Source organism: Micromonospora sp. NPDC002411, from assembly GCF_053592955.1.
In genome coordinates, this window is sequence record NZ_JBSFBM010000227.1 from 1 (window position 1) to 11,256 (window position 11,256).

The 11,256-nt window shown below is 72.2% G+C and carries 8 protein-coding genes and 1 pseudogene; 5 read left to right on the top strand and 4 right to left on the bottom strand.

Annotation, left to right across the window (positions count from 1 at the left end):
• Window positions 1-264 precede the first annotated feature (264 nt).
• Genes ACWCO3_RS23915 through ACWCO3_RS23925 form a run of 3 tightly spaced genes read left to right on the top strand, consistent with a single transcriptional unit; the run spans window position 265 to window position 3,028 of the window.
• Complete coding sequence (locus ACWCO3_RS23915) at window positions 265-801, top strand: PadR family transcriptional regulator (protein WP_145785860.1); 537 nt, start codon at window positions 265-267, stop codon at window positions 799-801.
• Window positions 798-1,499: an ABC transporter ATP-binding protein gene (locus ACWCO3_RS23920; protein WP_145785861.1), complete on the top strand. Its 702-nt coding sequence runs from the start codon at window positions 798-800 to the stop codon at window positions 1,497-1,499. Before ACWCO3_RS23915 ends, ACWCO3_RS23920 begins: the two co-directional genes overlap by 4 nt.
• The gene (locus ACWCO3_RS23925) at window positions 1,496-3,028 is read left to right on the top strand and encodes an FtsX-like permease family protein (RefSeq protein WP_450012129.1); all 1,533 of its coding nucleotides are present in this window, start codon (window positions 1,496-1,498) and stop codon (window positions 3,026-3,028) included. Before ACWCO3_RS23920 ends, ACWCO3_RS23925 begins: the two co-directional genes overlap by 4 nt.
• A gap of 18 nt (window positions 3,029-3,046) precedes the next feature.
• Here the strand turns inward: ACWCO3_RS23925 and ACWCO3_RS23930 are convergent, their stop codons facing one another.
• Window positions 3,047-3,232: a hypothetical protein gene (locus ACWCO3_RS23930; protein WP_145785863.1), complete on the bottom strand. Its 186-nt coding sequence runs from the start codon at window positions 3,230-3,232 to the stop codon at window positions 3,047-3,049.
• Between the two features lie 175 nt (window positions 3,233-3,407).
• The gene (locus tag ACWCO3_RS23935; protein WP_450012131.1) at window positions 3,408-5,504 is read right to left on the bottom strand and encodes a S9 family peptidase; all 2,097 of its coding nucleotides are present in this window, start codon (window positions 5,502-5,504) and stop codon (window positions 3,408-3,410) included.
• Window positions 5,505-5,600: 96 nt separating this feature from the next.
• On the opposite strand from ACWCO3_RS23935, the gene ACWCO3_RS23940 reads away from it, so the two are divergent.
• Complete coding sequence (locus tag ACWCO3_RS23940; protein WP_145785865.1) at window positions 5,601-6,959, top strand: FAD-binding oxidoreductase; 1,359 nt, start codon at window positions 5,601-5,603, stop codon at window positions 6,957-6,959.
• A 4-nt stretch (window positions 6,960-6,963) separates the two neighbouring features.
• Here the strand turns inward: ACWCO3_RS23940 and ACWCO3_RS23945 are convergent, their stop codons facing one another.
• Both ACWCO3_RS23945 and ACWCO3_RS23950 read right to left on the bottom strand, forming a co-directional pair.
• Window positions 6,964-7,395, bottom strand: a complete 432-nt coding sequence (locus ACWCO3_RS23945) for a hypothetical protein (protein ID WP_450012133.1) — start codon at window positions 7,393-7,395, stop codon at window positions 6,964-6,966.
• An 85-nt stretch (window positions 7,396-7,480) separates the two neighbouring features.
• Entirely contained in the window at window positions 7,481-9,556 is a 2,076-nt protein-coding gene (locus tag ACWCO3_RS23950) for a SpoIIE family protein phosphatase (protein WP_357931397.1), read from the bottom strand.
• 320 nt (window positions 9,557-9,876) lie between these two features.
• On the opposite strand from ACWCO3_RS23950, the pseudogene ACWCO3_RS23955 reads away from it, so the two are divergent.
• A pseudogene (locus tag ACWCO3_RS23955) lies at window positions 9,877-11,235 on the top strand (HAMP domain-containing protein); the annotation flags it as partial.
• Window positions 11,236-11,256: the final 21 nt, after the last annotated feature.

An 11,256-nucleotide genomic window follows, 5' to 3' on the forward strand; every position in this document is an offset into this window, starting at 1 on the left:
GTCAGGTCCAGCAGAGCCATTCCGCCCACGACGGTCTGCGGCAGGCCCATACCCGGCGACACGCCTTCCAGTGTGGACGGATCCCCACCTGGCCCACCCCAACCCCCTGACCCCTCGTTCCGGTGATCAAGAGGTTTGCGTCAGATTGCGGCGCGTTCTTGACGCAAAGCTCTTGATCACCGGGGGCGGAGGGCCGGGGCCCGGTGCAGCGCGGGTGGGGTGGGGTTGTTGACTTGGCTATTCGCTGGGTGAATAGTGGGCGGTGTGTCCACGCCGCATGTTCTGCTCGGGTTGTTGGCTGCTGGCAGCCGGCACGGTTACGAGCTGAAGCGTGCGCACGACGAGCGGCTGCCGAGGGCGCGGCCGTTGGCCTTCGGGCAGGTCTACGCCACTCTCGGCCGCCTCGAACGCGACGGCCTGGTGGCCGCCGCCGGGCAGGATCGCGCGGGCGGGCCGGATCGCACTGCCTACGCGCTGACCGACCACGGACGGACCACGCTGGACCAGTGGCTGACCACTGTGGAACCGCCCATGCCGTACGTGGCCAGCACGCTCTTCGCCAAGGTCGTGGTGGCGCTCCTGGTCGCCGACGTCGACCGGGCCCGGTCCTACCTGATCGCCCAGCGCGCCGCGCACACCGCACGGCTGCGTGAGCTGACCACCGTCAAGGCCGACCCGGCCGCCACCCTCAGCGACGTGGTCGCGGCGGACTTCGCGATCTCCCATCTCGACGCGGACCTGAGGTGGTTGCACACCACCCTGGGCCGGGTCGCCGACTGGCACCGGGAGGTGCACCCGTGACGCAACTTCAGGCTCGCGGCGTGGTTCGGGCGTACGGCCCGACACCCGCGCTGCGCGGCGTGACGCTCGACGTGGCCGAGGGTGAGATCGTCGCCGTCACCGGCCCGAGCGGCTGCGGCAAGTCGACCCTGCTGCACTGCCTGGCCGGGATCCTCCGCCCGGACGTTGGCGAGGTCACCTGGCGTGGTCAGCGCATCGACACCTGGTCGGAGGCGGCCCGGTCCCGGCTGCGGCGCACCGAGTTCGGGGTGCTGTTCCAGTTCGGCCAACTGGTGGCCGAGTTGACCGCGGCGGAGAACGTCGCCCTTCCCCTGCTCCTCGCCGGCACGGGGCGGCGAGAGGCACGGACGGCGGCGCTCACCTGGCTGGATCGGTTCGGGGTGGCCGAGGTGGCCGACGTGCGCCCGGGTGAGATGTCCGGCGGTCAACAGCAACGCTGCGCCACGGCGCGGGCGCTGGTGACCGAGCCACGGGTGCTCTTCGCCGACGAGCCGACCGGCGCGCTGGACACGCTCACCGGCGAGCAGGTCCTCACCCAACTGGTCCGGCTCGCCCGGGAGCAGCGCACCACAGTCGTGCTGGTGACGCACGAGCCGCGGATCGCCGCGTACGCCGATCGGGAGATCGTGCTGCGTGACGGCCTGGTGGACCACACGGGCCTGGGGCTCGACGTGCCAGTGGTCGGCGGCACCCGGTGAGAGCGGCGACGCTGGTGCGCCTCGCGCTCGCCGGGAGCCGCACCGACGTCGCCCGGGTGGTGCTCACCGCACTCAGCGCCCTGCTGGCGACCCTGGCCGGGCTCTCGGCGCTGACCGTGCTGGCCATCCGCACGCCGGCGGCGACGCCTGAGAACCCGGACAGGTTGTCCGAGCAGTACCACAACGCGCTGTTGAGCGAACCGGGCCTGCGCGGCGGAACGACGTTCGCGCTGCTCATGCTGATGGTTCCGGTGCTGGCGCTGGCCGGTCAGTGTGCCCGGCTCGGAGCGCCGGCGCGGGACCGCCGGTTGGCCGCGATCCGGCTCGCCGGTGCCACCCCCGGCCAGGTCACCCGGCTGGCCGTGCTGGAGACTGGCCTGGCCGCCCTGCTCGGCACGCTCGCCGGGCTGGGCGTCTACCTGGTCGGTCGCGAGCTGCTGCACCGGCCGGACGCGTGGGGCCAACTGGCCCTGCCGACCGATGTGATGCCGTCGTCCGGGGCGGTGACTGCCGTGGTGCTCGGTCTGCCGGTCGTCGCCGCGCTGCTCACCGCACTGATGCTGCGTACGGTCACCACGAGCCCGCTCGGCGTGAGTCGCAAGGCCGCCCGCGAGCGCGGCCCGAGGCCGTGGGCGGGATATCTGATCGGGCTCGGCGTGGTGTCGTTCGCGGCGATCCGCCCGATGTACGAACGGTTCGGCGACAACACCGTGGTGCTTGGCCGACTGGTCCCGTTGATGTTCGCGGTGAGTGCCCTCGCGGCGATGATCGGTGTGGTGATCGGCACCGGCTGGATCTCGTACCACTGCGGGAAGCTGATGCGACGATACGCCCGTCGGCCCCCGGCCCTGCTCGCGGCGGGCCGGCTGATGGCCGACCCGTGGGCAGGCAGCCGCACGTTCGCGGCGCTGCTCGCTGCCCTGATCTTCGGCGGGGGTGCGGCCGTCCAGCGTGCCTACTTCGCCACGAAGGACCAGCTCGACCGGGAGCAGAGCCAGCTCACCGGCGCGGCCGAGGTCCCCGACTCGTTCTACCTGTCCACAATGGATCTGGTCGACGTGGCGGTGGCGGTGGCCATCCTGATCGCGGCCGGCGGACTGATCGTGGCGCTGGTCGAGGGGATCGTCGCCCGTCGACGGGCGTACGCCGCGTTGGTCGCCACCGGGGTGCCCCGAGCCACGCTGAGCCGTTCGGTGGCCTGGCAGGCGTTGGCCCCGGCGGTGCCGGCGATCCTGCTCGCGCTCACCGTGGGCACCCTGCTCGGCCGAGGGCTCGTCACGGAGGTGTCAGCGGGAGGTGGATCGACAATGACGTGTGAGGCCACCGCGGAGCTCTGTGCCGACCCTGCCGCCAGGGGGCAGTACACCCGGATCGTGCACTTTCCCGAAGTCCACCGAGCTGTTCCCGTACCGCTGGAGCACCTGGCCTGGCTCGGTGCCGGTGGGTTGGTCGCGGTGCTGGTGACGGTCGGCGTCGGCCTGCTCTTCCTCCGCGTCAGCACCGCGCTGGACGAGCTGCGCACGACCTGAGCGCTCCGTGTGAGCAGGTCAGGCGGTGAGCAGGCCGGAGGAGAGCGCGATGAGCGCCCCGACCACGGCCGAGCAACAGCAGACGATGAGGCCGGCGACGATCGCGAGGATCAGCCAGACCCGGCGGTCCCGCGCCACCGCCGCCACGCTCGGCCGGCGGACGCCCTCGCCGGCCCCGCCGTCACCATCCGTAGCCCCGGTCACCCGGGAAGTGTAGGCCCCGACCCTCGTGCCGGCCCCGGTAACGCCGGCTGCTCCCACCTCGGCGAGGTGGTGCCATCTGGGCGCCCCGACACCCGCACATCGGCGACTCCGGGTCGATCACCACCGGAAGGTGGTGGTCTCCGAGGAGGAGACCACCACCACGATCGAGCGCGGGTCAGGCGCGGCCGATCCGGTCCAGGATCCAGGCGTTGATGAACGCCTCCTCGCGCCAGGCGTCGTAGCGACCGCTCGGACCGCCGTGCCCGGCACCCATCTCGGTCTTGAGCAGGTAGTCACCGCCCGGGGAGACCGCCCGCAGCCGGGCGATCCACTTCGCCGGCTCCGAGTAGAGCACCCGCGTGTCGTTGAGGCTGGTGACCGCGAGGATCGCCGGATAGTCGACGGCGGTGACGTTCTCGTACGGCGTGTAGGACTTCATGTACGCGTACACCTCGGGGTCCTCCAGCGGGTTGCCCCACTCCTCCCACTCGGTGACGGTCAGCGGCAGCGACGGGTCGAGGATCGACGTGAGCGCGTCCACGAACGGCACCTGCGCCACCACCCCGGTGAACGCGTCCGGCGCGATGTTGGCGACCGCGCCCATCAGCAGGCCACCGGCCGAGGCACCCCGGGCCACCAGCCGGTCGCTGGCCGTCCAGCCGGCCTTGACCAGGTGCCGGGCGCAGGCGACGAAGTCGGTGAAGGTGTTCTTCTTGGCCAGCAGCTTGCCCTGGTCGTACCAGCGCCTGCCCAGCTCACCGCCGCCCCGGGTGTGTGCCACGGCGAAGACCACGCCCCGGTCCAGCAGGGACAGTCGGGCCACCGAGAACCACGGGTCCATGCTGGCCTCGTACGACCCGTAGCCGTACAGCTCGCAGGGTGCCGAGCCGTCCCGGGGCGTACCGACGCGGCAGACCAGGGAGATCGGCACGCGGGTGCCGTCGTCGGCGAGCGCCCAGTCGCGGTGCTGCTCGTACTCGGCGGGGTCGTACGGCCGGCCGTCCGGCCCGGGCAGCACCGGCTTCTGCTTACGCAGCACCATCTGCCGGGTGACCAGGTCGTAGTCGTACACCGAGTCGGGGGTGACCAGGGAGGAGTAGCGCAGGCGGACCTGCCCGGTGCGGTACTCCGGGTTGGCGTCCAGCCCGACGCTGTAGAGCGGCTCCGGGAAGTCGATGTCGTACGAGTCGTCGCTGCCGACCGGCAGCACCCGCAGCCCGGTGAGTCCGTCGGTGCGCAGCGACACCACCAGGTGGTTGGCGAAGGCGTCAACGGCTTCCAGCCGGGTGCCGGGGGTGTGCTCGATCACCGGCACCCAGTCGCCCGGCGCGTCCGCCGAGGTGAACGCCAGCGCGAAGTCCTCCGCGCCGTCGTTGTGCAGGATCAGGAAACGGTGCCCGTGGTGCTCCACTGCGTACTCGACGCCCTGGCGTCGGGGGGCGATCACGGCCGGGGCGCCGGCCGGGTTGCCGGCGGGGATCACCAGCACCTCGCTGGTCACCTTGCTGTGGATGTCGATCAGGATGAACTTCTCCGAGCGGGTCAGCTCCACGCCGACCCAGAACCGCTCGTCGTCCTCCTGGTGGACCACCACGTCGTCGGCGGCGGCCGAGCCGACGGTGTGCCGCCACACCCGGTTCGGCCGCCAGGCGTCGTCCACCGTCACGTAGAACAGCACGGAGGCGTCGGACGACCAGGCGGTGCCGTAGAAGGTGTCGGGCACCTCGTCGGGCAGCAACTCGCCGGTGGTCAGGTCCTTCACCCGCAGGGTGAACCGCTCGTCGCCGGAGAAGTCGGTGGAGTAGGCCAGCCAACGACCGTCCGGGCTGACGTCGAACGCGCCCAGCGAGAAGAAGTCGTGCCCCTCGGCCAGCAGGTTGCCGTCGAGCAGCACCTCCTCACCGTCGAGCGGGGCGCCGTCGGCGCTGACCGGCGGGTCGATCTCACCGTCGCGGACCGCGCGGCGGCAGTGCACCCCGTACTGCTGCCCCTCGACCGTCCGGGTGTAGTACCAGTGCCCGCCCTTGCGGGTCGGCACGGACAGGTCGGTCTCCCGGGTGCGTTGGCGGGTCTCCTCGAACAGTGCGGCGCGTAGTTCGGCCAGGTGTGCCGTGCGCGCGTCGGTGTACGCGTTCTCGGCGGTCAGGTAAGCGATCGTCTCCGGATCGTCCTTGGCGGCGAGCCAGGCGTACTCGTCGATGACGGTGTCGCCGTGGTGGGTGCGCTCGCTGGGCACCCGCTTCGCCGCGGGCGGGGCAGTCTCGGTGGTCACGGCGGCCACGTTACCGGCAGCCACCCGTCGTACGCCGGACCAGCGGCATCCTGATAGTCCTCACCACGCCTTTCGAACACATGTACGATAGCCGCCATGGCGGCAGCAGCGAGTTCCCTCGGCCGGTCCGGAGCCCTCGAGATCACCCGACGATTGGCGGCCATCTGTGGCCCACCGTTCTCCCGGCTGGGTGGGCCGGCCGACGAGGTCGCCGGGCGGCCGGCGCGTTGGGTGGCGGTGCCGGGCGGACCGCACGCCGCGGCCGAGGTTCTGCGGCTGGCTGCCGCGCACGACCTGGCGGTCGTGCCCAGGGGCGCCGGCACGAAGATCGACTGGGGTGCCACGCCGGTGCAGGTGGACATCATGCTCGACACCGGCCGGCTGGCCGGCATCGGTCACGAGCCGGTCGGCGCGCTGGTCGCCGAGGTGGGCGCCGGCACCCCGCTGCGGGCCGTGCAGGCCACGTTGGAGCGCACCGGGCAGCGGCTGGCGATGGACGCCCCGTCGCCCGGTGCGACCCTCGGCGGGGTGCTCGCCGCAGGCGAGGCGGGCCCGCTCAGTCACCGTCACGGCAGCCCGTGCGACCAACTGCTCGGTGTTCGTTACCTCGCCGCCGACGGTGAGCTGGTGAGCGCCGGCGGTGGCGCACCCGGGCTCGACCTGGCCCGGCTGCTCTGCGGCTCCCAGGGCGCGCTCGGCGTGCTGGTCTCGGCGACTCTGCGGGTGCAGCCGGTCCCGGCGAGCCGGCTGTGGGTGTCCCGTCCGGTGTGGACACCGTTGGAGGTGCACGACCTGGTCCGGACGATCCTCGCCGCCCGACTGGAGCCGGCGGCCATCGAGCTGGACCTGCCCGGAGGCATGCCCCGGCCGCGTCATCCGTACCCACCGGGTCACCCGGCCGCCACCGCTCGCGAGCGCCACCCGTCGATGTCCGGCCGGGCCGGTGCGCCGTCGCGGGCGGGCAGCCTGGTGGTGCTGTTGGAGGGCGGGCCCGCCGACGTCACCGAACGCGCCGAGCGCCTGGTCGGTCTGCTGCACGGGGAGGCGACGATCGCCCACTCCGCGCCGACGTGGTGGCGTCGATACCCGTTCGCCCCCGGCGACACCGCACTACGACTTGAGGTGCCGATCGGCGACCTGCACGCCGCCGTCTACGCGTTGCGCGACGCGGCCGGCGCTCCGGTGCCGGTGCGCGGGTCCGCCGGGCTCGGAGTGGTGCACGCGGCACTGCCCGGAGCGCTGGCCCCCGACCGGGTGGCGTCCATCCTGGCCGCCGTCCGAGGTGTGCTGCTGGCCCGGCAGGGCCGCTGCGTGGTGGTCTCCGCCCCGCCGGCGGTGCGGCGTGCCGTCGACCTCTGGGGCGAGCTGGCCGGCCTGACGCAACTGCGGGCGGCCAAGGAGCACCTCGATCCGGAGCACCGGCTCGCGCCCGGGCGTCTCCCGGGCGGTCTGTGACCGGTCAGTCCAGCCACCAGCTGTGCACGTCCAGCAGCGGTGGGGTGAAGCGGGCCACCAGCACCAGCAGGCCGCCGACCGCCCCGGTCAGCAGCAGCGCCCGCGTCACCCGGGGCAGGGCTTCCCGCTCGCGGGCGACCACCGCCACCGCGGCGATCGCCAACGGCAGGCCGAGCACCGCACCCGCCAGGTAGAGCATCCCGACCACTGCGTAGAGCCAGAAAAACGGGTTCACCCCGTCCATCCCGAACGGGATCACGTCCTTCGGGTCGTAGGCCCCGGTCAGCATCTCGGCCGGGCCGACACCGGCGGTCGCCATTCGACCCAGGTAGAGCAGCAGCACGGCGAGGAACGCGCCGATGGTCGCCAGCTGCGCGGTGACCAGGGCCCGGACCACCCGCCGAGAGTACGGTGTGGCCTGCGCGGCGATCGACATGAGCGTCAATCTACCGAGCGGACCCGACGTTCGTGGGCCGCGCGCGGCGTGCCACGTGCGGCGGGTTCAAGCCGTCTGCGACGGGTCAGGTGGCGTCGTTGCGGAGCACCAGGACGGCGATGTCGTCCCGGGGCGGCTCGGCCGAGAAGTTGATAGCGGCGGAGCGCAGCCGGGCGGCCACCACGTCGGCCGAATAGCCGGCCAGGGGCGCTGCGGCGTCCCGCAGACGGTCGGTGCCGAACAGCTCCCGGCCCCGCCGCCGCTCGGTGACGCCGTCGGTGTAGAAGATCAGCGAGTCGCCGGGCGCGAGCGCGATCTGCGCCGTCGGCGAGGTGATCGTGTCGAGCAGGCCGAGCGCGGTGCCGCCGGTGCCGACGAACCCCGCACCGCCCGCTGCCGACAGCAGCACCGGCCGGTCATGCCCGGCCAGGTGCAGTGACACGTCGAGTGTGTCGCCCTCCCCGGGCCCGACCGCCGCCAGCGCCAACGTGCAGTATCGCCCGCCGCCCCGCTCGACGAGCGTCTCGTTGAGCCGCGCCAACACCTCCGGCAACGGTTTACCGTCACCGACCAGCACCCGGATCACATCCCGGACCAACCCGGTCACGGCGGCGGCCTGGACACCCTTGCCCGAGACGTCACCGATCACCACCAGCCAACGCCCGTCGGGCAACGGCACCACGTCGTAGAAGTCGCCCCCCACCTCGGCGTCGTCGCCGGTCGGCACGTACTCGGCGGCGAAACCGATCCCGTCCACGACGGGAAGGACCGGCGGTAGCAGGGACTGCTGAAGCGTCTGCGCCACGCGGCGGCGCTCGGCGTGGATCCGCGCGTTCTCGATGGCCAACGCTGCCCGCCGGGCCACGTCCTCCAACACGGCCACCTCGTCTGGGTCGTGCCGGTGCCGCTGGTGCCGCCCCACCGCCAGGGTGCCGAGCCGCTGGCCACGGGCGATCAGCGGGACCGCGAAACCTTCCATCGGCCCGCCCAGGGGGATCTGCGCCGCGCTGCGTGACGCCTCGCGCAGGCGGGCCTGGATCGAATCCGGCCCGGTCTCCGCCAGCACCTTGTGCAGTTGCGGGAGCGTCGACTCGTCGGCGTGGCTGGCCGCCGCCAGCCGCAGCCGGCCCCACTCGTCGGTGGTGTGCACCGCGCACCACTGGCCGAGGCGCGGCACCACCAACTGCGGCACCAGCGCCATGGTCAGGTCGACGTCCAACGACTGGGCGAGCAGCTCACTCGCCTCGGCGAGGAACGTCAGCCACACCTGCCGGCGGACGTCGGCCCGGCGCAGCCGGTCGTTCTCCAGGTGCAGCGACAGACGCTCGGCGGTCAGCACCGCCAACGGCCGGGCGTACGCCGACGGGGCGGCGTCCAACTCCAGCTCACCGGCGTACGGGCGGTGCACGGTCAGCGGCACCCGGAGCAGCTCACTGCCGGGGCGGGGCGGTCGACCGAAGCGGGCCAACACCTGCCGACCCTGCCCGTCGCCCCGGTCCAGGCGGATCGTGCCGCCGGCCGCGCCCACCATCTCGGCGACCCGGCTGAGGAGGCTGGTGGCGAAGTCGGGCAGGGGGTCGTCCGCGTACAGGTCGGGCGCGGTCTGCATGAGTTCGCTCATCGCGCTGGCGCTCGGCGCGGACTTGTCCAGGGCCGTACCTGGGCCGGCGCTGGTCGGTGCCGACGCGCCACCGGCGAGGTCCTCGGCCGACGTCTCGGCACCGGGGCGGTCCAGCCGGAACCAGACGCCCTTCCCGGTGGGCAGGTACGTCGTGCCCCAGCGGCTGGCGAAGTGGTCGACCAGCAGGAGGCCCCGGCCCCGCTCGGAGACCTCGTTGATCTCCGTGGAGTCGTTGCGGGCGCCGACGGTCAGCTCATCGCCGGAGCCGGGCGCGAAGTCGGAGACGGTGACTGTCAGCCCGATCTCGTCGGCGACGACCTCGATGTCCAACTCGGTGCGGGCGTGCTCCACGGCGTTGGTGGTCAGCTCGGTGGTGAGCAGTAGCGCTTCGTTGACCAGCTCGTCCAGGTGTGACTCGGTCAACACCGAGCGGACCACGGCGCGGGCGGCGGCTGGCGTACGGCGATCTGCGGGCAGCCGGACACGCCGGACCGCCCCGTCCGGAGGCCCGGTAGTCGCCGTCCCCGTCTCGGCTGACACCCCCGTATCCTCTACCGTCCCCCTGCCGGGTGCCAAGCCGATCACCCTCGCGAGCCTTCCGCCCGGGCGGAGAGAGCAACCGAGCCGTGTCCGGACTCCGCCTCGGGGCGGCCGCCCGCACGGAACAGGCAGTCCGGGCCTGTTGGTCACGCCTGCGAGGTGTGCGGCGGGCCGTGCCCGATCCAGCGTCATCGACACGGTCCGGTTGGGGATCCCGGCCACCTGGCGGGTCGCGCACCCTGGCACTACGGCTCGCGCGGGCACAATATGGGGTGCCGGTGTGTCGCACGGACCGGTGCCCCCGAGTTGAGCGAGGAATGATGACCACGGCGAAGCAGTCGGTGGCGGATCCGTCCGCGCCCGACCACGAGGCGCTCCTCGGTGAGTTGACCGAGGCACTGCGGCGGATCGGCCGCGGCGACCTGAAGGTCCGGCTTCCCCGCCGCGCCGGCGCGGCCGGTGAGGTGGCGGACGCCTTCAACGAGGTGGTCTCGCTCCAGGAGCGGCAGTACCTGGACCTGCGGCGGATCAGCCGGATCGTCGGTCGGGACGGCCGGCTCACCGAGCGGCTGGACGACGAGGGGCTGGACGGCTCCTGGGCGGAGGGGCAGCGGGCGATCAACTCGCTGATCGACGACCTGGGTCGACCGACCACCGAGATCGCCCGGGTCATCGTGGCGGTCGCGGACGGTGACCTGTCGCAGCACATGGCGTTGGAGATCGACGGCCGGCCGCTGCGCGGTGAGTACCTGCGCATCGGGCGCACCGTGAACACGATGGTCGACCAGCTGTCCTCGTTCTCCAACGAGGTGACCCGGGTGGCCCGTGAGGTGGGCACCGAGGGCAAGCTGGGCGGTCAGGCGGACGTCCGGGGTGTCGCCGGCACCTGGAAGGACCTCACCGACTCGGTGAACACCATGGCGTCGAACCTGACCTACCAGGTCCGGTCGATCTCCCAGGTGTCGACTGCGGTGGCGAAGGGTGACCTCTCCCAGAAGATCACCGTGTCGGCCAAGGGTGAGGTCGCCGAGTTGGCGCACACCATCAACTACCTCACCGACACGCTGCGGCTCTTCGCCGAGCAGGTGACCCGGGTGGCCCGCGAGGTGGGCACCGAGGGCAAGCTCGGTGGTCAGGCCGAGGTGCCGAACGTGGCCGGCACGTGGAAGGACCTGACCGACAGCGTCAACTCGATGGCGTCGAACCTGACCGCCCAGGTCCGCAACATCGCGCAGGTCTCGACGGCGGTGGCGCGCGGTGACCTGTCACAGAAGATCACGGTGGCCGCGCAGGGCGAGATCCTGGAGCTGAAGGACACCGTCAACACGATGGTGGACCAGTTGTCGTCGTTCGCCGACGAGGTGACCCGGGTGGCCCGTGAGGTGGGCATCGAGGGCAAGCTGGGCGGTCAGGCCCAGGTGCGGGGCGTGTCCGGCACGTGGCGGGACCTCACCGAGAACGTCAACCAGCTCGCCGGCAACCTGACCAGCCAGGTTCGCAACATCTCCCAGGTCTCCACCGCCGTCGCGAAGGGTGACCTGTCGCAGAAGATCACCGTGGACGCCCAGGGCGAGATCCTGGAGCTGAAAAACACCGTCAACACGATGGTGGACCAGTTGTCGTCGTTCGCCGACGAGGTGACCCGGGTGGCCCGTGAGGTGGGCACCGAGGGCTCAGTGCCCGTGTGACCGATCGACCAA

Excerpts from the sequence above, each read along its gene's own strand:
- ACWCO3_RS23940 (WP_145785865.1), top strand. The coding sequence starts at position 5,601 with ATGGCGGCAGCAGCGAGTTCCCTCGGCCGGTCCGGAGCCCTCGAGATC.
- ACWCO3_RS23945 (WP_450012133.1), bottom strand. The coding sequence starts at position 7,395 with ATGTCGATCGCCGCGCAGGCCACACCGTACTCTCGGCGGGTGGTCCGG.